General features: G+C 70.4%; 25 protein-coding genes. 3 read left to right on the forward strand and 22 right to left on the reverse strand.

Annotated features, from left to right (window positions below):
- Positions 1–192: 192 nt before the first annotated feature.
- The 5 genes from IE278_RS24455 to rlmN all read right to left on the reverse strand — a co-directional run bounded on the left by IE278_RS24455 (position 193) and on the right by rlmN (position 6,145).
- A complete protein-coding gene (locus tag IE278_RS24455; protein ID WP_189775410.1) occupies positions 193–984 on the reverse strand; it encodes a maleylpyruvate isomerase family mycothiol-dependent enzyme in 792 nt (263 codons plus the stop codon).
- Positions 985–994: 10 nt separating this feature from the next.
- Complete coding sequence (locus IE278_RS24460) at positions 995–2,026, reverse strand: ABC transporter ATP-binding protein (protein WP_189775411.1); 1,032 nt, start codon at positions 2,024–2,026, stop codon at positions 995–997.
- Between the two features lie 2 nt (positions 2,027–2,028).
- Entirely contained in the window at positions 2,029–3,732 is a 1,704-nt protein-coding gene (locus tag IE278_RS24465) for an ABC transporter permease (RefSeq protein WP_189775412.1), read from the reverse strand.
- Positions 3,708–4,805, reverse strand: a complete 1,098-nt coding sequence (locus tag IE278_RS24470; protein ID WP_373312073.1) for a thiamine ABC transporter substrate-binding protein — start codon at positions 4,803–4,805, stop codon at positions 3,708–3,710. Before IE278_RS24470 ends, IE278_RS24465 begins: the two co-directional genes overlap by 25 nt.
- A gap of 233 nt (positions 4,806–5,038) precedes the next feature.
- A complete protein-coding gene (rlmN, locus tag IE278_RS24475; protein WP_189775413.1) occupies positions 5,039–6,145 on the reverse strand; it encodes a dual-specificity RNA methyltransferase RlmN in 1,107 nt (368 codons plus the stop codon).
- A gap of 144 nt (positions 6,146–6,289) precedes the next feature.
- Here rlmN and IE278_RS24480 point away from each other — a divergent pair, with 144 nt between their 5' ends.
- Together IE278_RS24480 and IE278_RS24485 are read left to right on the forward strand one after the other, a co-directional pair.
- Positions 6,290–6,631, forward strand: a complete 342-nt coding sequence (locus IE278_RS24480; RefSeq protein ID WP_189775414.1) for a DUF6233 domain-containing protein — start codon at positions 6,290–6,292, stop codon at positions 6,629–6,631.
- A gap of 83 nt (positions 6,632–6,714) precedes the next feature.
- Positions 6,715–6,927, forward strand: a complete 213-nt coding sequence (locus IE278_RS24485; protein WP_189775478.1) for a hypothetical protein — start codon at positions 6,715–6,717, stop codon at positions 6,925–6,927.
- Between the two features lie 41 nt (positions 6,928–6,968).
- On the opposite strand, the gene IE278_RS24490 is transcribed toward IE278_RS24485, so the two are convergent.
- The 5 genes from IE278_RS24490 to rpsB form a co-directional block, all read right to left on the reverse strand.
- Positions 6,969–8,105 (reverse strand): phosphatidate cytidylyltransferase, encoded by a 1,137-nt coding sequence (locus tag IE278_RS24490; RefSeq protein ID WP_189775415.1) that lies wholly within the window; start codon positions 8,103–8,105, stop codon positions 6,969–6,971.
- Positions 8,105–8,662 carry a ribosome recycling factor gene (gene frr, locus IE278_RS24495; RefSeq protein WP_149515371.1) on the reverse strand — a complete coding sequence of 186 codons (558 nt, stop codon included), beginning with the start codon at positions 8,660–8,662 and terminating at the stop codon, positions 8,105–8,107. The genes IE278_RS24490 and frr overlap by 1 nt, the downstream gene beginning before the upstream one ends.
- Positions 8,663–8,782: 120 nt before the next feature.
- Positions 8,783–9,556, reverse strand: a complete 774-nt coding sequence (pyrH, locus tag IE278_RS24500) for a UMP kinase (RefSeq protein ID WP_189775416.1) — start codon at positions 9,554–9,556, stop codon at positions 8,783–8,785.
- Between the two features lie 212 nt (positions 9,557–9,768).
- Positions 9,769–10,605, reverse strand: coding sequence for a translation elongation factor Ts (gene tsf / locus IE278_RS24505; RefSeq protein ID WP_189775417.1), 837 nt, complete (start codon positions 10,603–10,605; stop codon positions 9,769–9,771).
- 152 nt (positions 10,606–10,757) lie between these two features.
- Positions 10,758–11,711, reverse strand: a complete 954-nt coding sequence (rpsB, locus tag IE278_RS24510; RefSeq protein ID WP_189775418.1) for a 30S ribosomal protein S2 — start codon at positions 11,709–11,711, stop codon at positions 10,758–10,760.
- Positions 11,712–11,992: 281 nt separating this feature from the next.
- Between rpsB and IE278_RS24515 the strand changes: the two genes are divergently transcribed.
- A complete protein-coding gene (locus IE278_RS24515; RefSeq protein WP_246570571.1) occupies positions 11,993–12,649 on the forward strand; it encodes a M23 family metallopeptidase in 657 nt (218 codons plus the stop codon).
- 52 nt (positions 12,650–12,701) lie between these two features.
- On the opposite strand, the gene IE278_RS24520 is transcribed toward IE278_RS24515, so the two are convergent.
- The 12 genes from IE278_RS24520 to rplS all read right to left on the reverse strand — a co-directional run bounded on the left by IE278_RS24520 (position 12,702) and on the right by rplS (position 23,411).
- The gene (locus IE278_RS24520; protein WP_189775480.1) at positions 12,702–13,259 is read right to left on the reverse strand and encodes a TetR/AcrR family transcriptional regulator; all 558 of its coding nucleotides are present in this window, start codon (positions 13,257–13,259) and stop codon (positions 12,702–12,704) included.
- 714 nt (positions 13,260–13,973) lie between these two features.
- Positions 13,974–14,813, reverse strand: a complete 840-nt coding sequence (gene whiG / locus IE278_RS24525) for an RNA polymerase sigma factor WhiG (RefSeq protein ID WP_189775419.1) — start codon at positions 14,811–14,813, stop codon at positions 13,974–13,976.
- A gap of 279 nt (positions 14,814–15,092) precedes the next feature.
- Positions 15,093–16,253 (reverse strand): DNA-processing protein DprA, encoded by a 1,161-nt coding sequence (gene dprA / locus IE278_RS24530; RefSeq protein WP_189775420.1) that lies wholly within the window; start codon positions 16,251–16,253, stop codon positions 15,093–15,095.
- Positions 16,250–17,866, reverse strand: coding sequence for a YifB family Mg chelatase-like AAA ATPase (locus IE278_RS24535; protein WP_189775421.1), 1,617 nt, complete (start codon positions 17,864–17,866; stop codon positions 16,250–16,252). The genes dprA and IE278_RS24535 overlap by 4 nt, the downstream gene beginning before the upstream one ends.
- Positions 17,866–18,318, reverse strand: a complete 453-nt coding sequence (locus IE278_RS24540; RefSeq protein ID WP_189775422.1) for a YraN family protein — start codon at positions 18,316–18,318, stop codon at positions 17,866–17,868. The genes IE278_RS24535 and IE278_RS24540 overlap by 1 nt, the downstream gene beginning before the upstream one ends.
- A 152-nt stretch (positions 18,319–18,470) precedes the next feature.
- The gene (locus tag IE278_RS24545; RefSeq protein WP_055510545.1) at positions 18,471–18,779 is read right to left on the reverse strand and encodes a DUF2469 domain-containing protein; all 309 of its coding nucleotides are present in this window, start codon (positions 18,777–18,779) and stop codon (positions 18,471–18,473) included.
- 55 nt (positions 18,780–18,834) lie between these two features.
- Complete coding sequence (locus tag IE278_RS24550; RefSeq protein WP_246570580.1) at positions 18,835–19,365, reverse strand: NUDIX hydrolase; 531 nt, start codon at positions 19,363–19,365, stop codon at positions 18,835–18,837.
- Between the two features lie 82 nt (positions 19,366–19,447).
- Positions 19,448–20,194 carry a signal peptidase I gene (lepB, locus tag IE278_RS24555; RefSeq protein WP_189775423.1) on the reverse strand — a complete coding sequence of 249 codons (747 nt, stop codon included), beginning with the start codon at positions 20,192–20,194 and terminating at the stop codon, positions 19,448–19,450.
- 77 nt (positions 20,195–20,271) lie between these two features.
- Positions 20,272–21,213, reverse strand: a complete 942-nt coding sequence (gene lepB, locus IE278_RS24560; RefSeq protein WP_189775482.1) for a signal peptidase I — start codon at positions 21,211–21,213, stop codon at positions 20,272–20,274.
- Positions 21,098–22,192: a signal peptidase I gene (lepB, locus tag IE278_RS24565; protein WP_189775424.1), complete on the reverse strand. Its 1,095-nt coding sequence runs from the start codon at positions 22,190–22,192 to the stop codon at positions 21,098–21,100. Before lepB (IE278_RS24565) ends, lepB (IE278_RS24560) begins: the two co-directional genes overlap by 116 nt.
- Positions 22,185–23,015 carry a signal peptidase I gene (gene lepB / locus IE278_RS24570; protein WP_189775425.1) on the reverse strand — a complete coding sequence of 277 codons (831 nt, stop codon included), beginning with the start codon at positions 23,013–23,015 and terminating at the stop codon, positions 22,185–22,187. Before lepB (IE278_RS24570) ends, lepB (IE278_RS24565) begins: the two co-directional genes overlap by 8 nt.
- A gap of 45 nt (positions 23,016–23,060) precedes the next feature.
- Entirely contained in the window at positions 23,061–23,411 is a 351-nt protein-coding gene (rplS, locus tag IE278_RS24575) for a 50S ribosomal protein L19 (RefSeq protein WP_189775426.1), read from the reverse strand.
- Between the last annotated feature and the right edge of the window lie 23 nt (positions 23,412–23,434).

Below are 23,434 nucleotides of genomic sequence, written 5' to 3' on the forward strand. Positions count from 1 at the left end.
GCAATCTCTTGGGGGCGCGAGGAACGGCGCAGGTCTTCCGCCTCTGGGGGCGCGGGGAACGGCGCAGTCTTTCGCTTTTAGGGGCGCGGGGAACGGCGCAGTCTTTCGCTTTTAGGGGCGCGGGGAACGGCGCAGAAGCCCCGCAGGGGTTCCCAGGGGCGCGGGGAACTGCGCACCCACCCCCCACCGCCCTCAGGCGAAAGACGCCCGCTCAAGCCAGAAGTCCAACAACTCCCGCTCCCCGAGCACCTCCAACCGCCCCCCGTCCACGGGAACCCGCCGGTAGAAGGCGAGCAACACCTCCGTCAACGGCCCCCGCAACGCGACCGTCGCCTTCTCGTGCCCCCGCCGCCACCCGATCCCCTTGTCGTCGAACTCGACGATCCACTCGGCATCGAGCCCCGCCACGGCATCGGTGGCATGCAGATGGATGCTCCGCCCCGCCCCACGCAACTCCCGCGCCGCGTCCCCGGGATACCTCTCCTGCGCGAACCGCACGATCTGCAGCCACTCGTCGATCGCGTCCGCCGCCAGATCCTGCGCGACCTCGTACGCCGCTCCGACCGTGCCGGCCGCGTCGGCCCGGTGGATCACCGTCTCGTGTGCCATGCGCCGCGCCCAGAACCCGGCCGAGTGCTCCCACGCCCAGGACCAGGCCGCCGCGTCGGCCCCGGCGGCGCGGAACGTCCGTGCGGCCGTCTCCGCGCCCTCCGCGAGCCAGACGTCCAGGGAGACGGGGTCGTCGTCCTCGGGCCCCAGGGCCCCCGCCACGTCCTCGACGGGCACGTCGCCGGTCGCCCGCGTGCGGACGATGTGCTCGGCCCACCGGTGGGCCTCGCCCACATGCACGGCGAGTTGCCGCAGCGTCCACTCCGGGCAGGTCGGCACGGTCGCGGTGAGATCGCCGCCCGCGAGATGCGCCCGCAGCAGCGCGGTCTGCCCGACGACTTCGTCGCAGTAACGGTCGTGCCCGAGTAGCGTCATGGGCCGCACCCTAGAGCCCGGCGACTCCCGCGAGTACGACAATTTCGGCTGCGTCGAAGGCCACCCCGACCTCGTCGCCGGTCTCCGGCGCGTCCCGCAGCGCACACGCCGCCTCAAGCCGCGGCGCCCCCTCGGGCTGCAGTCGTACGGCGACATGGGTGCCCCGGAAGGTCCGCGCGGCCACCGTGCAGCGCAGCCCCTCCCCGGCCGGTACGAGCCGTACGCCCGCGGGTCTGACGAGCAGCGTGACCTCGCCCTGGGTCGTGTCCGAGGGCACCGGCAGCTTGCCCCAGGGGGTGTCCGCGGCCTCGCCGGAGACGGTCGCCCCGGTCACGTTCTCGAAGCCGAGGAAGCGGGCCACGAACGCGTCGGCCAGCCGCTGCCAGACCTCAAGGGGCGTACCCGTCTGGGCGATCCGCCCGTCCCGCATGACGACGACCCGGTCGGCGAGCGCGAAGGCCTCGCCCTGGTCGTGGGTGACCGCGAGCACGGTGGTGCCCAACTCCGCGAACAGTTCCCGCAGTTCGACCACGAGTCGTTCGCGCAGCGAGCGGTCCAGCTGGCCGAGCGGTTCGTCGAGCATGAGCAGCCGGGGTCGGGGGGCCAGGGCGCGGGCGAGGGCGACCCGCTGCTGCTCGCCGCCGGAGAGGGAGGCGACGGCCCTGCCCTGCGCGCCCGGCAGACCCACGAGCGTCAGCAACTCCTCGACCCTCAGCGCCTGCCGCTGCTTCGACTCCCCGTGCATCCGCAGCCCGAAGGCCACGTTTCCGGCCACGTCGCGCTGCGGGAACAGCTGGTGGTCCTGGAACATCAGGCCGACCCCCCGCTTGTGCGCGGGTACGCCGTCGAGGTCGCGGCCGTCCAGGAAGATGCGCCCGTCGTCCAGGTGCTGCAGCCCGGCGACGGCCCTCAGCAGCGTCGACTTGCCACTGCCGCTGGGCCCGAGGACGCACACGATCTCGTGCTCGGCGACATCGAGCCCGACCTCGTCGAGCACAGCCCGCCCCCCGAACCGTACGGTCGCCCCCTTGAGTTTGAGCATCGTCAGAACTCTCCCGTCCGGTCGGAGCGAAGGCCGGTGCGAAGGCGTTCGAGGACCAGCAGGGACACCGCGCACACCAGCATCAGGATGGTCGACAGGGCCATGGCCTGCCCGTAGTTGAGTTCGCCGGCCCGCCCGAGCAGCCGCGCCACGGCGACCGGCAGCGTCGGGTTGTCGGGCCGTGCGATGAAGACGGTCGCGCCGAACTCGCCCAGCGACACCGCGAAGGCGAACCCGGCCGCGATCAGCAGCGCCCGCCGCACCATCGGCAGATCGACCTCGCGCCACACCCGCCAGGGCGAGGCCCCGAGCACCGCCGCGGCCTCGCGCAGCCGTCCGTCCACCGCGCGCAGCACCGGCAGCATGGTCCGTACGACGAAGGGGACGCCCACCAGCGCCTGCGCGAGCGGCACCAGGATCCAGGTGCTCCGCAGGTCCAGCGGCGGCTCGTCGAGCGCGATGAGGAAGCCGAAGCCGACGGTCACGGCGGAGACGCCGAGCGGCAGCATGAGCAGCGCGTCGAAGCCCCGTACGAGACGTCCGAGGCGTCCGGCGTCCCGGCGGGTGAGGGCGGCGGCCGCGAGTCCGCCGATCAGCAGGGCGATGGCGGTCGCGGCGAAGGCGTACCGCAGCGAGTTGCCGACCGCCTCGATCGGCGGGACCAGGAAGAGACTGCCCTCGTTGCGGGTGAGTGCCTTGTAGTAGCCGAATCCGGGGGCGTCGAGCGAGCGTTCGACGAGGACGGCCAGCGGCAGCACGAGCAGGACGGCGATGGAGCCGAGGACGCCCGCGAGCAGCGCCCACTGCCCCGCCCCGCGCGGCCGGCGCGCGGTCGCTCCGGCGTCCACCAGCCGCAGGGCCGTCTCCCGTCGTCGTACCGTCCGGGCGTGGACGGCGAGGATCGCGCCCACCGCGGCGAACTGGACGAGCGTCAGCACGGCGGCCGTCGAGAGGTCGAAGATCTCCGAGGTCTGCCGGTAGATCTCGACTTCGAGCGTCGAGAAAGTGGGGCCGCCGAGGATCTGCACGACACCGAAGGAGGTGAAGGTGAAGAGGAACACCATGAGCGCGGCAGCGGCCACGGCCGGTCCGAGCGCCGGGAGCGTCACCGTGCGCCAGGCCGTGAACCGGGAGGCGCCGAGCATCCGCGCGGCCTCCTCCTGCCGCGGGTCGAGCTGCGCCCAGAGGCCGCCGACCGTGCGGACGACGACCGCGTAGTTGAAGAAGACGTGCGCGAGCAGGATGGCCCACACGGTGGTGTCCAGGCGTACGCCCCACAGCTCGTCGAGCAGCCCGCCCCGCCCGAGCAGCGCCAGGAAGGCCGTGCCCACGACGACCGTCGGCAGCACGAACGGGACGGTCACCACGGCCCGCAGAATCTGCTTGCCCCTGAACTCGAAGCGCGCGAAGACGTACGCGCCGGGGAGCGCGATCAGCAGGGTGAGCGCGGTCGAGGCGAGCGCCTGCCAGGTCGTGAACCACAGGACGTGCCGGATGTCCGGCTGCGCGAGCACGTCCCCGATCCGCCCGAACCGCCAGACACCGTCGACCTTCAGCCCGCGGACGGTGATCGCGACGACCGGATAGGCGAAGAACACCCCGAAGAACGCGACGGGCACGGCCATGAGCCCGAGCCGCGCCACGCTCCCCCGGTGCGGCGACCGGGGGCGGGCGGGAGGCGCTACTTCAGTACGAGCGAGGTCCATGACTTGACCCACTCGTCACGGTTGTCGGCGATCCTGGCCGGAGCCAGGGTCTCGGGGTCCGCGGCGGCCGGCCCGTACTGCGTGAACGCGTCGGGCACCTTGGCACCCTCGACCACCGGGTACACGAACATGTTGAGCGGCATGTCCTCCTGGAATTGCCTGCCGATCAGGAAGTCGATGAGTGCCTTGCCGCCCTCGGTGTTCTTGGCGTTGCTGAGCAGTCCCGCGTACTCGACCTGGCGGAAGCAGGTGCCGTCCGCGACGCCGGTCGGCGCGGTCCTGGGCTTCGGGTCGGCGTAGATGACCTCGGCGGGCGGGGACGAGGCGTACGAGACGACGAGCGGCCGCTCCCCCTTGGCCTTCTTGCCTCCGGCGGACCCGGAGAACTCCTCGTTGTAGGCCTGCTCCCAGCCGTCGACGACCTTCACGCCGTTGGCCTTGAGCTTCTTCCAGTAGCCCTCCCAGCCGTCGTCGCCGTACTTCGCGGCGGTGCCGAGGAGGAAGCCGAGGCCGGGCGAGGAGGTCGAGGCGTTCTCGGTGACGAGCAGGTCCTTGTACTCGGGCTTGATCAGATCGTCGAAGGACGTCGGCGGGGTCAGCTTGTGCGCGCTGAACCAGGCCTTGTCGTAGTTGACGCAGATGTCACCGGAGTCGATGGGCGTGACCCGGTGCTTGTCCTGGTCGACGCGGTACTGCGCCTGGATTCCGTCGGCGCCCTCTGCCTCGTACGACTGGAAGAGTCCGTTGTCGAGCGCGCGCGACAGCAGGGTGTTGTCGACGCCGAAGAAGACGTCGCCCTGCGGGTTGTCCTTGGTGAGGATCGCCTTGTTGACGGCCTGCCCGGCGTCGCCGTCCTTGAGGACCCTGACCTTGTACCCGGACTCCTTCTCGAACGCCTTCAGGACGTCCTTGGTGTAGGCGAAGGAGTCATGGCTGACGAGGGTGACGGTCTTGGACCCGGAGCCGTCTTCGCCCCCGGAGTCGGACGAGCCGCACGCACTGAGCACGGCGAGGCCGAGCCCGGTGGCCACGACGACAGCCGTGATCTTCTTGGTACCGCTGATGGTGCTCATGATGTTCCTCCTGGGCTGACCAGGAAGAGACGCGGCCCTGCCCGGGATCTCGGTCGGATCCCGGGCAGGGCGCAACAGCTTGAGTAGTGACCGAACTTCCTACCCAGAATGACCTGGGCGAGGTTCAGAGGGTCTGCGGGCTGTCCCGCACTCTCAGCGCTGTGGCGCTCCCCTGTCGGAATATGAAGATGTGGACCCACACAGGCGTACGACAACCGCCCACGTCCGCCAGACTACCGCTCGGTGGCCGCGAGCTGTCCGCACGCCCCGTCGATCTCCTGGCCACGGGTGTCCCGGACGGTGACGGGCACACCATGGGCCGCGATCGCCTCGACGAACGCCTTCTCGTCCTCGGGCCGCGAGGCGGTCCACTTGGAGCCGGGCGTCGGGTTCAGCGGGATCAGGTTCACATGCACCGGCTTGCCCTTGAGCATCCGCCCGAGCCGGTCACCGCGCCACGCCTGGTCGTTGATGTCCCGGATGAGCGCGTACTCGATGGAGAGCCGGCGCCCCGACCGGGCCGCGTACTCCCATCCGGCGTCCAGTACTTCCCGTACCTTCCACCGCGTGTTGACCGGTACGAGGGTGTCGCGCAGCTCGTCGTCCGGTGCGTGCAGGGAGATGGCGAGGCGGCACTTGAAGCCCTCGTCGGCGAACCGGTTGATGGCGGGGACGAGACCCACGGTCGAGACGGTGATCCCGCGCTGCGAGAGTCCGAGCCCGTCCGGCTCCGGGTCGGTGAGGGCCCGGATGGACTGGACGACCCGCTTGTAGTTGGCGAGGGGCTCGCCCATGCCCATGAAGACGATGTTGCTGAGCCGCGCGGGCCCGCCGGGGATCTCCCCGTCGCGCAGCGCCCTCATGCCGTCGACGATCTGGTGCACGATCTCGCCGGTCGACAGGTTCCGGTCGAGCCCGGCCTGTCCCGTCGCGCAGAACGGGCAGTTCATCCCGCAGCCGGCCTGTGAGCTGATGCACATGGTGACCCGGTCCGGGTAACGCATCAGCACGGACTCGACGAGCGTGCCGTCGAAGAGCCGCCAGAGGGTCTTACGGGTGGTGTCGTCATCGGTGGACAGATGCCGCACGACCGTCATCAGCTCGGGCAGCAGCGCTTCCTGCAGCTTTTCGCGCGAGCCGGCGGGGATGTCGGTCCACTGCTCGGGGTCGTGCGCGAACCGCGAGAAGTAGTGCTGCGAGAGCTGCTTGGCGCGAAACGGCTTCTCACCGACCGCGGCAACAGCCTCTTTACGCTCGGCGGGCGTGAGATCGGCAAGGTGCCGCGGCGGCTTCTTGGCTCCGCGGGGGGCGACGAATGTGAGTTCTCCGGGCTTAGGCATGGCTGTACCAGTGTCGCAGATCGAATCATGTGACCTGGGCCTCGCGACCGGGGGCCATTCCGGAGGGGCGGGATCGCCACTGAAGGGCTGCCTTTCACCGCCCGCGTTGCCATCTAGGCCACCCTTGGACCTAGAATCGAACGCGTGTCCGATAAAGTGGATCGCCTGGACCGCCTGCGCAGCGTCCGCGAATGGCTGGCCTGGCAGCTGCGCCGTACGGACGACACCATCGCCGAACTCGAACGTCAGGAGGCAGCCACGGCCCGCACCGCTCGCACCCTGCCCTCATCCACGCCCGGCTGGAAGCTCGCCTTGCGAAGAGCGGGCGGCAGGCCCACACCCGAAGCCGTTCATACGGGCGACTGCGGCATGGCCGGCAAGAACACCAGGCCGCTGCCCCGCGAGCAGGCGCTCCGGGCTCTCACGGAGGACGGCATCACCGCGTGCCCCTACTGCCGGCCCGACAACGATCTGGGTGTGCTGTGAACGGCGAACGGCCGCAGGACGAGAACACGAACGGGACGAGCGGGACGGGCGGGACAGGCCCGGCGCCCATCGTCGTGCACCGCATGACGGGCGCCCGCGGGCGCCGGGTCACCATCCACGGCCAGGTCTTCGGGCTCGCGCACAGCGACACCGACCTGGTCGAGTTCCTGCGCCGGGCGGGCCTGCCGGACGACGCCTGGGAGCTGCTGGACGACCCGCGGTGGGTGAAGTGGCAGGGCGGCCGGCCGCACGAGTACTCCCCGGCGGGCCCGGACGCCGAGGACCCCCAGCCCTGATCGGCTGGGGGTCCCCGAAAGTCACGCGGCGCTCGGTCCGGTCAGCCCGATCCGACGAAGAGCACCAGCAGCAGCCACACCACGGGAGCGGTGGGCAGCAGCGAGTCCAGTCGGTCCATGATCCCGCCGTGGCCCGGGAGCAGGGTGCCCATGTCCTTGATGCCCAGATCGCGCTTGATCATCGACTCGCCGAGGTCACCGAGCGTGGCGCTGGCCGCGACCGCGAGGCCGAGGAGCAGCCCCTGCCACCAGGCGCCGCCGTCGATGAGGAACTCCATGCACAGCGCGCCCGCCACCATCGCGAACGCCACCGCGCCGAGCAGGCCCTCACGGGTCTTGCCGGGGCTGATGCGCGGGGCGAGCTTGTGCGTGCCGAAGCGCCACCCGACGGCGTACGCCCCCGTGTCGCTGACCACGGCCAGCACCAGGAACGTGAGAACACGCCACGCGCCGTCGTCCGCGGTGAGCATCATCGCCACGAAGGTGGCGAGGAACGGGATGTAGAAGGTCGCGAAGACCCCCGCGGTGACGTCCTTGAGGTAGCCCTCGGGCGGTTCGGTCATCCGCCAGACCAGGACCGCGAGCGCGGTGAGCGCCATCGCCACCCAGGCGCCCTCGGGCCCGCGGACGTACCCGGCGATGACCATCGCCGCGCCGCCCAACGCCAGTGGCACGAGCGGGGCCTTGATGTCCTTGCGCTCGGCGAGCCGCGACGTCAGTTCCCACAGGCCGACCACGACAGCGACCGTTATGACGCCGACGAAGGCGGCCTTGACGACGAACAGCGACGCGACGATGACCACGCCGAGCCCGACGCCGACCCCTATGGCAGCACCCAGGTCGCGGCCCGCGCTCTTCTTCTGCGGCGCGGGTGCGGGCTGTGCGGCGCTGGTCATGGGCTCCTGCGGATTCTGCGGATTCTGCGACGGTGCCTGGTAGGGCGGCGTCGGCGGCGTCTCGTCGCGGAACAGGGGGCCGCCCGTCCGAGCAGCCCCCCGGTCGTCATCCTGGTCTCCGCCATGCGCGGGTACGTCGGGCACGATGGGCATGGGGCGAGTCTGCTGCGCGTGGTGCGCATCGTACGCGGGACCCGCCGGGGCAGCCCCCTGGACAGGCCCCTGGTCGGACGGCCCCCAGTACCCGGCTTGTGGCGGTGCCCCCCAGGAAGAGTCGTTCATCAGACTTCGAGCAGCTCTGCTTCCTTGTGCTTGAGCAGCTCGTCCACCTGCGCGACATACTTCGCGGTGGTGTCGTCGAGCTCCTTCTCCGCACGGCGGCCCTCGTCCTCGCCGACCTCGCCGTCCTTGATCAGCTTGTCGATGCCGTCCTTGGCCTTGCGGCGTACGGAACGGATCGAGATCTTGGAGTCCTCGGCCTTGGTGCGGGCCACCTTGATGTAGTCCTTGCGGCGCTCCTCGGTCAGCTCGGGGAACACCACCCGGATGATGTTGCCGTCGTTGCTCGGGTTGACGCCGAGGTCGGAGTCGCGGATCGCCTGCTCGATGTTGCGCATCGCGCTCTTGTCGAACGGGGTCACCACGGCCATGCGCGGCTCGGGCACCGAGAACGAGGCCAGCTGGTTGATCGGGGTCAACGCGCCGTAGTAGTCCGCCACGATCTTGTTGAACATCGCCGGGTGCGCACGGCCTGTGCGGATCGCGGCGAAGTCCTCCTTGGCGACCACGACGGCCTTCTCCATCTTCTCCTCGGCTTCGAGGAGGGTCTCTTCGATCACCACTTGCTCCTGCGTGTCTTGAGTAGGCCCGGCTGCGGTTCCCTGGCGGTTAGGCGGCCGGCTGCGTCGCGTCTTATTCCTGAACGGTTCCCGACCGGCAGGACATTGTCCATCCCCCGGTCAGGCCCGACTGCCCTGGTCACCCACAAGCGTGCCGATCTTCTCACCCTTGACCGCCCGAGCGATATTGCCCTCGGCCAGAAGCTCGAAGACGAGGATCGGGAGCTTGTTGTCGCGGCACAGCGTGATCGCGGTCATGTCGGCGACCTTCAGGTCGCGGGTGATGACCTCGCCGTAGCTGAGCGCGTCGAACTTGACCGCCTCGGGGTTGGTCTTGGGGTCGGAGTCGTAGACCCCGTCCACACCGTTCTTGCCCATCAGCAGCGCTTCGGCGTCGATCTCCAGAGCGCGCTGGGCGGCGGTGGTGTCCGTGGAGAAGTACGGCATGCCCATGCCCGCACCGAAGATGACCACGCGGCCCTTCTCCAGGTGCCGCACGGCTCGCAGCGGGATGTACGGCTCGGCGACCTGCCCCATGGTGATGGCGGTCTGCACGCGCGAGTCGATGCCCTCCTTCTCCAGGAAGTCCTGGAGGGCGAGGCAGTTCATGACGGTGCCGAGCATGCCCATGTAGTCGGAGCGGGCCCGGTCCATGCCGCGCTGCTGGAGCTCGGCCCCGCGGAAGAAGTTGCCGCCCCCGATGACGACGGCGATCTGGGCGCCGCCGCGGACCACCGCGGCGATCTCCCGGGCCATCTTGTGCACCACGTCGGGGTCGACGCCGAGCGCTCCGCCACCGGCGAACGCCTCACCGGAAAGCTTCAGCAGAAAGCGGCCGGAGCCCTTGCCGGTGTCGCTCTTTTCGTCCTTGTCGGCGGCCTTGGTGGTGGTCATGGAGATCTCGCCTCTTCTACGTGTCGCACATACGGGTCGCACATACGAAGAAGGCCACTGCCGGCGGGGTGTTGTTCGCATCCCATGCGCGGCAATGGCCTCCTCGTCAGATCTGCTGTCGTCCGTTCACGCCCGCGCGTGACGGTCTGCGCGACCACCACGGACGACTGCTGTCGACCCTAGCGGGATCGCGCGTCGATCGCGGTACGGACTCAGATGCCGACCTTGATGCGCGAGAAGCGCTTCAGGGTGACACCGGCCTCGTCCAGGACCTTCTGGACGGACTTCTTGTTGTCGAGCGCGTACGGCTGACCGAGGAGGGTGGCCTCCTTGAAGAAGCCGTTGACGCGACCCTCGACGATCTTCGGGAGCGCGGCCTCGGGCTTGCCCTCGGCGCGCGTGGTCTCCTCGGCGACGCGGCGCTCGGACTCGACGACCTCGGCCGGAACGTCCTCACGGGAGAGGTACTTCGGCGCGAAGGCGGCGATGTGCTGCGCGATGCCCTTGGCAAGACCGGCGTCGGCCTTGTCCAGCTCGACCAGAACACCGATCTGCGGGGGCAGGTCGGGCATGGTGCGGTGCATGTACGCGGCCACGTAGGCGCCGGTGAACTGGGCGAAGCGGTCCAGGACGATCTTCTCGCCCAGGTTCGCGTTGGCCTCGTCGACGAACGCCTGAACCGTCTTGCCGGACTCGATCTCCGAGGCGAGGAGCGCCTGGATGTCGGCCGGGGAGGTCGCGGCGGCGTGCTCGGCGATCTGGTTGGCGACGGCCTGGAACTTCTCGCCCTTGGCGACGAAGTCCGTCTCGCACTTCAGCTCGACCAGAACACCGGAGGTGTTGTCGTCGGCGATGATGGAGACCACGGCGCCGTTCTCGGCGGAGCGGCCCTCGCGCTTGGCGACGCCCTTCTGGCCCTTGATGCGCAGCGCCTCGACGGCCTTGTCGACGTTGCCGTCGGCCTCGTCCAGCGCCTTCTTGCAGTCCATCATGCCGGCGCCCGTGAGCTCACGGAGCTTCTTGACGTCGGCGGCGGTGTAGTTCGCCATGATCTGTGAATCTCTTCTCGGAGTTCGAAGTCTCTGCAGTCGGCGTCCGCCGCTGATCGGGCGGGCGTCCACCGAAGATCTACGGGCTGGGGGTGAACGGCGGGCGACGCACCAGGCGCCGCCCGCCCTCACTCAACCGTGGCGCTGGATCGTCAGGCCTGCTCGGCCGCAGCCGGCTTCTCAGCCTCGGCCTCGGCGGGGGCCTCGGCGGCAGCCGGAGCCTCGGCCTCAGCGGCGGGGGCCTCGGTGGCGGCCTCGGCGGCGGGGGCCTCGGCGTCAGCGGCCGGAGCGTCGGCGGCGGGCGCCTCGGCAGCGGTCTCGTCGGCCTTCTTCTCGCCGCCCTCGAGCAGGTCGCGCTCCCACGCGGCGAGCGGCTCGCCCGCGGCCTTGTCACCCTCGGCGGCCTTGCCGGCACCGGAACGGGAGATGAGGCCCTCGGCGACGGCGTCGGCGATCACGCGGGTGAGCAGGGTGACGGAGCGGATCGCGTCGTCGTTGCCCGGGATCTTGTAGTCGACCTCGTCGGGGTCGCAGTTGGTGTCGAGGATGGCGACGACCGGGATGTTGAGCTTCCGGGCCTCACCGACCGCGATGTGCTCCTTCTTGGTGTCCACGATCCAGACGGCGCTGGGCACCTTGGACATCTCGCGGATACCGCCGAGGGTCTTCTCCAGCTTGGCCTTCTCGCGGGAGAGGACGAGCAGCTCCTTCTTGGTGAGGCCGGACGCGGCCACATCCTCGAAGTCGATCTGCTCAAGCTCCTTGAGGCGCTGCAGACGCTTGTAGACGGTCGAGAAGTTGGTGAGCATGCCGCCCAGCCAGCGCTGGTTCACGTAGGGCATGCCGACGCGGGTCGCCTGCTCGGCGATGGCCTCCTGCGCCTGCTTCTTCGTGCCGACGAACATGACCGTGCCGCCGTGGGCGACGGTCTCCTTGACGAACTCGTAGGCGCGGTCGATGTACGACAGCGACTGGAGCAGGTCGATGATGTAGATGCCGTTGCGCTCGGTGAAGATGAAGCGCTTCATCTTCGGGTTCCAGCGACGGGTCTGGTGACCGAAGTGGACGCCGCTTTCCAGCAGCTCCCGCATCGTGACGACGGCCATGGCCGTACTCCTTGGTGTTCTCGGTTGTGCCGCGTCCGCCGGACGGCGGTCGCGCCTGACGCCCGCATTGCGCCTTGCCACGAGGGACCGAGGGGCGCTGACATCGGCTGTTTGACGACCTGATGTCGGGGCGTGCGAAGTCGACCCGGTGACCCGGATCGCCACAAGAAGTGTACGGGACCCACGGGGTGCCGGGTGACGCCGCTGTCCACAACCGACGGGTACTCCACAGATCCCGGCCATGATCCCCTTTTTCATGCCATCCGAGGCACCGTTCTCGCATGCGAGCAGACCGTTTTCCTCATACGCGGCCGGTGTGGCGGCCCGCCATGACGCTGGCCGCCGTGCTGGCACTCGGCCTCCTGCTGGGCCTCGCGCCCGGCGGCGGCCCCGCGGCCACGGCCCGGGACGGCGACCCCGGCGGAGGTTCTGCCGTCGGTTCCGGCGGCGGGGGCCCGCCGGTCCCTGCCGTCGGCCGCGCCTGGCCTGTGGGGTCGCGCCCGTCGGTGGCGCGGGGCTGGGAGCCGCCGGCGACCGCCTACGGCCGGGGCCACCGGGGCGTCGATCTCACCGCGGCCACCGGCACCCCGGTCCGGGCCGTCGCGCCCGGCCGCGTCTCCTTCGCCGGCCCGGTCGCGGGCCGCGGGGTCGTCTCGGTCGAGCTGACGGGCACGGGGGATCCGCCCCTGCGCACGACGTACCAGCCGGTGACGGCGACGCTGAGAAAGGGCACCGAGGTGACCGCGGGCGAGGTGGTGGGCGTACTGGAGCCACCGACATCCCACTGCCCGATGCCATGCCTCCACTGGGGACTGCGCCGGGGGGACACCTACCTGGACCCGCTGTCGCTGCTGCCCCCCTGGCTACTGACGAGGGGCCCATCACGCCTGCTACCGCTCACGGGAATCCCACAACCGGGGACCACCGGCCTGCGGTAGAGGCGGTGAGAGTTGGAGAGAGGGGGGAGGGGGAGGGCGGGGGCAATGCCCATCAACCCCGCACGCCTCGCAGAGCCATCGCGACGGCGGCCTCGGTGATCACCTCGGGCTCCTCGGCCGCACCGATCTCGATCCTCCGCACCGCCGCGTCCGCGATCCCCTGTAGAAGCATCGCGGCCATCCGGGGCTGCTCGTGCCCCATGTCCCGCAACGCCTCCACGATCATCGCGACGAGCCCTCCGTGCGCGGCGCGGATCTTCTCGCGCGCGCCGGCGTCGAGTTCACTCGCGGAGATCGCCACGACGGCCCGGTGGCGCCGGTCCCCCACCAGGGCGAGCTGTCGGCGGACGTACGCCTCGACCTTGCCCTCGGGTGTCCCGGCGAGCGACATCGCGGTTTCGACCTCGGCGGCCCAGAGCGGGAAGTCGACCTCGCAGAGCTCTTCGACCACGGCCGCGCGGGAACGGAAGTACTCGTACACGGAGGACCGCGCGAGACCCGTCCGCTCGGCGAGCGCCGGGAACGTCAGGGCTTCCGTCCCGCCCTCGGACAGCAGTGATCGCGCCGCGTCCAGCAGGGCGGCTCGCTGCATCGACCGGTGCTCGGCCACGGAGGCCGCTCGAATCCTTGGCACGCCCCCACTTTACGGACGCGCCACCCAGGACGGGAGACTCTCGCCCCTGAGCACTCGCTCAGTCACGACGCACCGGCGCTGGGCGCGGGGGTTTCCCGGTTCCGACCGAGGGGTTTCTCGCCGCCGGACGAGGGGGTTTCTCGGCTCCCCGCCAGGGGGCGTCCTCCCGCCCGGAGCCCACGCCAAGCGGCTTCCGCCCGCACACGAGAAGCCCCGACGGAGACACACCCCGCACCCCGGACGGACCCGATCCGCCGAGGTCAGCGAGACCAGCAGAGCCGACGAGTTCGGCATGGCCGGCGGATCCGTCGAGGCCGCGGGACCGCGGGGCTGAGAGACCATGAGACCGGCAGGACCAGCAGGCCGCGAGGCAGGCGGACGCGGCGGGATCGGTGAGGCCTGCGAGACCGCGAGGCCGGCGGACCCGGTGAAACCGGCGAGGCCCGGCCGGGCTGCGAACCCGGCAATGCCTGCGAGACCGCGAGACCGACGGAGTCGGCCGGCCGCGAGACCGGCGGGGCCGAAACCCGACGAGGTCGGCGAGGCCAGCGAACTCGGCGAGGCCAGCGGAGTCGCGGGGCCGGCAGAGTCGGCGGGACCGCGGACCCGGCAAGGCCCGGGGGCCGCGAGACCGGCAACGCCCGCGGGGCCAGCGACGTCGGAAACGCCCGCGGCAGGCGCCCCGCAAGGTCAGCGGCCGAAGCTGGCCAGTTTCGCTCGGAGCTGTAGCACCGACTTCGTGTGGATCTGGCTGACGCGGCTCTCCGTCACCCCGAGTACGTTGCCGATCTCGGCGAGCGTGAGGCCCTCGTAGTAGTAGAGGGTCACCACGGTCTTCTCCCGCTCGGGCAGCGTGTTGATGGCCCGTGCCAGGAAACGCCGCAGCTCACGGTCCTCCGCGACCTCCACCGGGTTGTCGGCCGCGGTGTCCTCGAGCGTGTCCATCAGGCTCAGCCGGTTGCCGCCCTCACCGCCGACGTGCAGCAGCTCCTCCAGGGCCACGACGTTGGCCAGCGACAACTGACCGAACACCGCGTGCAGTTCCTCGACCGCGATCCCCATCTCGGCGGCCACCTCGCACTCCGACGGCGTACGCCGCAGCCGCGCCTCCAGCGTCGCGTAGGCCCGCTCGACATTGCGTGCCTTCTGCCGCACGGACCGGGGGATCCAGTCCAGCGCCCGCAGTTCGTCGATCATCGCGCCCCGGATCCGCGTGATCGCGTACGTCTCGAACTTGATCTCCCGCTCGATGTCGAACTTCTCGATGGCATCAATCAGCCCGAACACGCCCGACGAGACGAAGTCCGCCTGCTCCACATTGGGAGGCAGCCCCACACTCACCCGGCCGGCGACGTACTTCACCAGCGGCGAGTAGTGCAGGATCAGCTGCTCGCGCAGCCGCCCGTCGCCCGTGGTCTTGTACGACCTCCACAGCTCGTCGAGCGTCGAGGGGGCGGGCGGCCGCACGCCGCCGTCACGGGCGGCGGGGGGAACCGCCGCCCGGTCGGACCCGGAGGTGTGCTGGGGCATGCGTCGCCTTGTGCCGTTCTGCAGTGAACTGTGGGTAACTGCGTGAGCTGTCGGTCTGATGTCGAAGTTGCCTGTCTGAGTCGGAATCCATGTGAGCGTAGCGTGACTGGAGAGTCGCAGTGTGCGAACAGTGGCGGACTCACCGTGCGCAGATACGTTCCGCTGGACGCCCCACGGAGGCACGGCCGTCGCCGTGTGTGACCACCGCTGGGCGTCAACTCCGGGAAAACCCGGGGACTTCGAGGGCTAGCCCGGACGGCCGAACACGCTCGGTCAGCGTCACCCCCGATCCATACCGATGGACAGAGTGGCCTGGCGTGTCAACTTCCAGCCGTCGCCGTGTCGTTCGACGAAGCCAAGTGAGCGGAGTTCGTACAGTCTCGCGACCACGTCGTCCTCGGTCGTCCCGGCGCCCCGGGCGATCTCCTGCCGCGACGCCGCCTCCCTGACCGGCAGCGCGGCCAGCACCCGGGCGGCATCCGGGTCCAGCAGGTCGCGCGGGAGTACGGGTCCGTGCCGGGCCGGGGCCAGCTCGCCCATGTCACCGACGAGCTCGGCGACTTCCGCGGCGTCGGTGACCAGCACCGCGTCCCCGCGCAGGAGTTCGTGCACACCCGCCGAGAGCCCGCTGGTGGCCGGCCCGGGTACTCCTATCGTGAATCTGCCCAGCCGCTGAGCGGCCCGGGCGGTCGCCAACGCGCCGCTCCGATATGCCGCCTCCACGACCACGGTGCCGCGCGTCAACGCCGCGATGACCCGGTTCCGCAGGATGAACCTGCTCGGGGTCGGATGGTCGCCGGGTGGCAACTCCCCCACCACCAGACCCTGTTCGGCGATCCTGGTGATCAGCTGTGTGTGACCGCGCGGATAGGGCCGGTCGACCCCGCAGGCGAGCACGGCGACGGTGGCGCCGCCCGCCCCGAGCGCTCCCCGATGCGTCGCGCCGTCCACTCCGTAGGCACCCCCCGACACCACGACCCAGCCCCGCTCCGCGAGCCCGGCGCCGAGCGTCGACGCCATGTGGGCGCCGTACTCGGTACAGGCCCGTGCCCCCACGACGGCGACGGAGCGCAGCGCCCATATCCGCAGACTGGGCAACCCCCGCACCCAGAGCCCGACGGGCCTCGCGTCCTCCAGGTCGTCCAGTTGCGCGGGCCACTCCGGATCGCCGGGACACACGAACCGTGTCCCGCTGTCCCGCGCCACCGCGAGGTCCCGCTCCGGGTCCGCCCGCTCGGCCCGCGCCCGCAGACCCGCCCATCGCACGTCCGTCACACCCGGCAGCTGCTGTCCGCCTCCGGTGAGGCGCCGGACCACCTCCCCCGCTCCGCACTCACGGAGCCATCGCCCGCAGACCTCATCCCCCGGTTCGACGACGCGTGCGAGCAAGGCCCGATGGAGCCGCTCACCCTCCCCGCCCCCGCCCCTGTCCCCGCTCACCGGGAGGCTCCGATCGCCATCGGCACCCCCCGGGGGACCCCGGTGCGCAGTTGCAGCGCGAGGGTCACATCCGCCACCCCCGGCCGGTCGCGGCCGGCGAGATCCGCGACGGTCCAGGCGACCCGCAGGACACGGTCGAGCCCCCGGGCGGTGAGCACACCGCGCTCCAGACTGCGCTCCGCGTCGTCCATGGCTCCCGGGGACGCGTACCACCGGCTGCGGAGCTCGCGGCCCGGTACCTCGCTGTTCGTGCGCCAGGGGGTGTCCGTCAGCCGCGCGGCGGCCCTCGCCCTGGCCTCCCTGACCCGGTCGGCGACCGTCTCGGTGGACTCGCCCCGCGCGCCCCGCTCCGTCAGCTGGGAACGCGTGACGCGGTCCACCTCTACCCGAAGGTCGACGCGGTCGAGCAGGGGTCCGGAGAGCCGTGCCTGGTAGCGGCGGATCATGGAGGGCGAGCACTCGCACAGGGTGTCCCGCTGCGAGAAGCGGCCGCAGGGACAGGGATTGGCCGCGAGGACCATCAGGAAGCGTGCCGGGAAGCGCACGACACCCGCACTGCGCGCGATCACCACATGCCCCGACTCCAGGGGCTGGCGCAGTGCGTCGAGGGCACGGCTGCTGAATTCAGGTGTCTCGTCCAGAAAAAGGACTCCGCGGTGAGCGAGCGACACCGCGCCCGGCCGTGCCACCCCCTGGCCGCCCCCGACGAGTGCCTGCATGGTCGCCGAGTGGTGCGGGGCGCAGTAGGGGGCGACGTCGACCAGCGGTTTGCCGGGTGGCAGCAGACCGGCGACCGAGTGGACGGCCGTGACCTCCAGGGACTCGCTCCGGTGGAGTCGCGGCAGGACGGCGGGCAGCCGCTCGGCGAGCATGGTCTTGCCCGCTCCCGGCGGCCCCTCCAGGAACAGGTGGTGGCCGCCGGCCGCGGCGACCTCCACCGCGGTCCGTGCCGAGAGCTGGCCCACGACGTCGGCGAGGTCGTGGTCGTGGTGCGCGGCGTCCATGCTGTGCATTCCGGTGGCCGCGCCGGTGCCCGGCATGCGCAGGCCCGCGAGCGGGTCGGTCCGGCCCTGCTCGTCCGGATCCTCGTCGGGCACCGGTTCGTCCGTGAGGACCGCGATGAGCTGGCGGAGGCTGCGGACGCCGAGCACGGACACACCGGGCACCAGGGATGCCTCGGCGGCCGCGCTCTCCGGCACCACCACCTGTTCGTACCCCGCCTCGGCTGCGGCCAGCACGGCCGGCAGCACACCTCGTACGGGCCGGACCCGTCCGTCCAGACCCAGCTCTCCGATCATCACGATGTCGGCGAGCACGCGGGGATCGATGCGTTCCGAGGCGCCCAGCGCGGCACAGGCGATGGCCAGGTCGAACCCGCTGCCGCCCTTCGGCACCGAGGCCGGGCTGAGTCCGACGGTGAGCTTCTTCTGCGGCCACTCGCCGCCGGAGTTGACCACGGCCGCCCTGACGCGGTCCTTGCTCTCCGTCAGGCTCTTGTCGGGCAGTCCCACCAGGGTGAACGCCGCGACCCCCGGTTCCAGATCGGCCTGGACCTCGACGACGACACCGTCAACGCCCACGAGGGCCACCGAGCACGTACGCGCGAAGCCCATCAGGCCGCCCCTCGTACATGCTCCACGACGGGTGCGCCGCGGTCGGGCAGCAGGACAGCCACGACGTCGATACGGACGCCGCCGGGTGGAGCCCCTCCGTGTTCCTGCAGCCAGCGTTCGGCGAGGCCGCGCAGACGCTGGGCCTTGACCGGGGTCACGGCGGCCATCGGATGCTCGAAGGACCCCGCACGGCGGGTCTTGACCTCGCAGACGACCAGCGCGTCGCCGTCGCGGGCCACGATGTCGATCTCGCCGGACCGGCCCGCGCGCCAGTTGCGCTGCAGGACCGTCATGCCGGCCTCGGCCAGCCGTCGCGCGGCCAGGTCCTCGCCGTACTTGCCGAGTGCGTTGCGCGCCCTGGAAGCCTTGGGCACCTCGGCCGGCCCTGCCGACCCGGATGCCCCTGCTGTCCCGGCTGAGTTCACTGCTTCGGATGCCTTGGACGTCTTCATGCCGGCACCACCTCCGGCGCCAACACTGAGCCCATCACGATCCGCTGTTGGATCTTGGTGGACGGCCGCTCGACTGTGGACAACTCAGTCACCCGTACGAGCGGCCGCCTTGGAACTCCCGGGACCGATCCGACTGTCCCAGCCGTCCCGTCCTAGCTGCTCGGCAGTTCGAGATCGCTCTTGTTCAGCTCCTCGATATTCACGTCCTTGAATGTCAGGACGCGCACCTGCTTCACGAACCGAGCAGGTCGGTACATGTCCCACACCCAGGCATCCGCCATGGACACCTCGAAAAACACCTCGCCCTGAACCGAGTGGACCTGCATCTCGTAATCGTTGGTGAGGTAGAAGCGCCGTTCGGTCTCGATCACATATTTGAACAGACCGACGACATCGCGGTACTCCCGGTAGAGCTTCAGCTCCATCTCGGTCTCGTACTTTTCGAGGTCCTCGGCGCTCATGGCATGTTCCCCTTCAGCCGTGCGTCCCCCTATTGTGCGTCAGCCCCGCGAACCCCTAGACGATTTCCGTGTCGAGGGTCTCGGGCCTGGCCGGGGGCCCTTCGTCGAGCAGCCTGAGCAGCAGCTCGGCGAGTCTGGTCGGATACACCGTCTCATGTGCCCGGGCAAGTTCCCGGCACGTCCACCAGCGCGCTCCGGCGACACTGCGCCGTTCCAGCTCGGTCAGCCCCGTGGTCTCGGTCGCCGTCTGCGTCGTACGGCCCAGGAAGTACCACTCGTCCTGGTCCCAGCGACGCCCCGCGAACGGGAACGAACAGGTCCGCCGCCACAGCACCGGACCCAGCTCGACCTCGGTGATGCCGGTCTCCTCCGCGAGCTCCCGCAGCGCGGCCTCTTCCCGTGTCTCGTCCCCCTCCACCCCTCCGCCCGGCGTGAACCACCAGTCGTCCGACGGGTCGTCGGGCTCGTGCCCGTGCAGCAGCAGGATGCGGTCCCGCGGGTCCAGCAGCACCACCCGAGCGACCTTCCGCAGCTCACCGAGCCCACCGGGCACCGGGAGCGTCCCCTCGTCGAGCCCACCGGGCACCGAGCTGATCTGCTCCCCCGTACCCCGCTCGCCCGTACCCCCCGCTCCCGTGGCCGCCCGGCCGTCCGTAGGTGAGGACGCGTCAGCCGGCAAGGGCCCGCTCCCCCGCCCCCGTACGGCTGCGCCGGCGTGCCGACCGGTTGGCGATCGGCCCGTACGCGGCCCCGCCGAGGACGAGTACCGCGCCCGCCACGACCGCTGCGAGGACCAGCCGCAGGGGCCCGGGGTCGGAGATGCCGCCGAGCGGCTCGAAGCCGGTGGGACGGTCCAGCATGCCGTTCATGGGCCAGGCCACCGCGTCGACGCGCGCGCTCACCGCGCTGCGCGGCACCGTGCCGTTGCCGGCCTCCGTCAGGTGGGCGGTGGAGTCCAGCGAGCCGCTGCGCTCGTCGCCGAGCAGGAAGAGCCGGTCCTTGGGCACCTCGATGGAGGGGATCGTGGACGACTCCGCCGCGCTGCCCTTCGGCAGATAGGGTTCCTCGATCTTCTTGCCGTTGACGGTCAGCTTGTCCTGCGTACAGCAGGCGACCGTGTCCCCGCCGACGGCGACGACCCGCTTGACCATGGGCATGTTGCCCCAGGTGGCCTGCTTGAAGACGACGACGTCACCGCGCCGCACCTCGGAGCCGTCGATCCGCTCGGCGAGCACCCGGTCGCCGCTCGCGATGGTCGGCGCCATCGAGTCGGTCGGCACGGTGTACGGCTGGTAGACGACCGCTCCCCAGGCGAACCCACCGAGGAAGAGCACACAGCCGAGGGCCACGGCCAGCCCCGACAGCTTGCTGCCGAGCCGTCCGTGGCCCTCGTCCGTACGACGTGTCCCGCTCATCCCAGTGCTCCCCAACTCGGAGAATCGACCTCGCGGCCCGGCTCGGGCCACGGAAGATCGGCGTCTGGGACGGCACCCTACCCGGCGGTACGCGACCCAGAAACCCTGGTGTTCCCGACGGTAAGGCGACGCCTGCGCCACAGCACCAGCGGCAGCGCGCCCGCGAGCCCGAGCGCACCCGGGGCGGCGGCGCTCAGGTTCTGGTCGAAGGTGTCCGGCACCGGAAGCGTCGACCAGCGGGTGGGCGGCCAGGCGACGACGATCGCGCGGCCCACCACGTTGTCCACGGGTACGAAGCCCTTGTGCTTGTCCTGCTGGTGGTAGCGGGAGTCCAGCGAGTTCTGCCGGTGGTCACCCATGACCCAGATTTTGCCTTCGGGAACCTTCACCTTGAACTGGCCGCCGGCGTCGTCCATGGTGCAGGGGGTGTTGCCCGGGTACACGTAGGAAGCCTCGTTCAGCGCCTTGCCGTTGACCTTCAGCGGACCGGTGCCCTTGCACTCGATGGTGTCGCCTGCGACTCCGACGACGCGCTTGATGAGGTCTTTCTCCTCGGAGGAGGGCATCAGGCCGATCCAGCTGAGGGCTGTCTGGATCGCGTTCGGGTTGGGCGTCGGCTCGCCGGCCAGCCACTTGTCGGGGTCGTGGAAGACGACGACCTCGCCGCGCTCGGGCTCCGAGCCGAACCACGGGGTCAGCTTGTCGACGAGGACGCGGTCACCCTGCTGGAGGGTGTTCTGCATCGAGTCCGAGGGGATCGAGAACGCCTGCACCAGGAAGGACTTGATCAGCAGCGCGAGAACCAGCGCGATGCCGATGAGCAGGGGAAGTTCTTTCCAGAAGGACCGCGGCTTCTTCGGCGCAGGGGCGGTCCCGTCGAGGTTCCGCTCGTCCCCGCCGTCGTCACCGGAGGCGTCTCCGGGGGCCACGGCGTCCTCGCCGGCCGGCGGGACCGACTCTTCGGATCGTCCCGGTCGTTCCTCGGGCCCCTCGTGTCCGGATCGTGCGCCGACCGCCAAATCCCCCACATCCACTCCTCACTCCGTGCCGCCGCCCGCGCCGGATACGACGCAGGCCCACCACTCCCATAACGAGCGGGAGTTCCGCAGGGGTCGGGAGCGGGATCAATCCATATCGATCCGCGGTGGCCACCCTATGCGACGTGTCGAGTGCGGTGGTCGCTCCGCCGGCGACCTCGGGCACGGACGCGTAGGTGTCGGGTTCCTTGAGCTGCGTCCAGTGACCGATGGGCCAGGCGATGACCATCGCACGGCCCACGACGTCCTCGGAGATGGTGCCGTTGTACTTCTCGGTGCGGTGGAAGCGTGAGTCGGCGGAGTTGGACCGGTGGTCACCCATCACCCACAGGCGCCCCGCCGGCACCTTGACCTCGAAGACCAGCGAGGAGGGTTTGTCGCCGGGGTTGATGTAGGGCTCGTCGAGCGGCATTCCGTTGACGGTGACGCGGCCCTGGGCGTCGCAGCACTTGACGGTGTCGCCGCCGACCGCGACGACCCGCTTGATGAGGTCCCGGTCGTTGTCGGAGGGCAGCAGGCCGATGAAGGTCAGCGCCTCCTTGACCTGCTTGACGACGATGGGGTCTTCCTTCTTCGCCGTCGGCTGTTCGTCCTCCAGCCATCCGCCGGGGTCCTTGAACACGACGACGTCACCGCGCTCGGGCTTCGACCCGAACCACGGGGTCAGCTTGTCGACCAGGACACGGTCGCCGATCCGGATCGTCTGCTCCATGGAGCCCGACGGGATCACGAAGGCCTGGACGAGGAACGTCTTCAGGACGAGCGCGATGAGCAGCGCGACGCCGATCAGAAGCGGTATTTCCTTGATCGCGGAGCGCTGCCTGCGCCGCTTGACCCGCCGGGCCAGCTTGCGCCGGTCGGCGCGGCCGGGCATCACGGGGCCGCCCGTGCGCCGGGAGCCCGTGGGCAGGAGGTCCTCGGCGGCACTGTGGGTGCCGCGGGGCTTGCCGCGGTTACCCATGGACACCGTCCACGGTTTTCCGCCCGTTGGTCGCCGTCTGGCGCCCGGGTACGGGTTCGTCGCGGCGCGCCTGCCCGGGCAGGCCCGTGAGCGCCGGGAGGGGCGCGGGAAGGAGCGGGCCCGCGGCGGCGGGCACGCGCGCGTAGCCGTCGGCCCGTTCGATACCGGTCCAGTGGCCGAGCGGCCAGGCGATCCAGTCGGCTCTGCCGATCACGTCGTCGACGGGGATCATGCCGCCGCCCGGGGAGCCGAGGTGGTCACGGGAGTCGCTGGAGTCGCCGCGGTGGTCACCCAGGACGAAGAGGGTGCCCTCGGGGACGGCCACGTCGAAGCGCACTTCGGACGGCTCGTTCCCCGGGTACAGAAACGTCGACTCGTCGACCGAGCGGCCGTTCACCTCGATCCTCCCCTGCCTGTCGCAGCAGACCACATGGTCTCCCCCCACGCCGACCACACGTTTGATGTAGTCGGCGTCGCCGAAGTAACCGGTGCCGTCGAACACGACGACGTCACCGCGCCTCGGCTCAGCACCGAAACGGTACGCCAACTTATTTACGAGAACGCGGTCCCCGATCCTCAATCCGGGCTCCATCGAGCCACTGGGAATTTGGAACGGCTGGATCACGAACCGGGTGAGCAGCAGCAGGGAGAAGAGGCAGAACAGCACGGTCAGGGTGATCCGTCCGCCCGGCAGCCAGTCGGCGGCCCGGGCCACCAACGCGAAACGCGACCGTCCCTCCGCCCCCTGTGTGTCCGAGATCTCCTCGGATACGACGGGGTGGGAGGAGCGGTCGCGCTCCGTGTGCTGTGCTTCGGCGTCCATGTGGGCCAGATGCTATCCGGCCCTCATGAGGGACCCGGCGCTAGCTCAGTTGTCGCGCTTCTCCTTGATCTTCGCGGCCTTGCCGCGCAGCTCACGGAGGTAGTAGAGCTTGGCGCGGCGGACGGCGCCGCGGCTGACGAGCTCGATCTTCTCGACGATCGGGGTGTGCACGGGGAAGGTGCGCTCGACGCCGACGGAGAAGGAGACCTTGCGGACCGTGAAGGTCTCACGGACACCGGCGCCCTGGCGGCGGATGACTACACCCTTGAACTGCTGCACACGGGAGCGGTTGCCCTCGATGACGCGCACGTGGACGTTGACGGTGTCACCCGGGCGGAAGGCCGGGACGTCGCTGCGCAGCGACGCGGAGTCGACGGACGCGAGCAGGTTGGACATGATCGTCTGCTTTCTTCGCCGAT

The sequence above is a fragment of the Streptomyces tauricus genome, from assembly GCF_014650955.1.
GTDB lineage: Bacteria > Actinomycetota > Actinomycetes > Streptomycetales > Streptomycetaceae > Streptomyces > Streptomyces tauricus.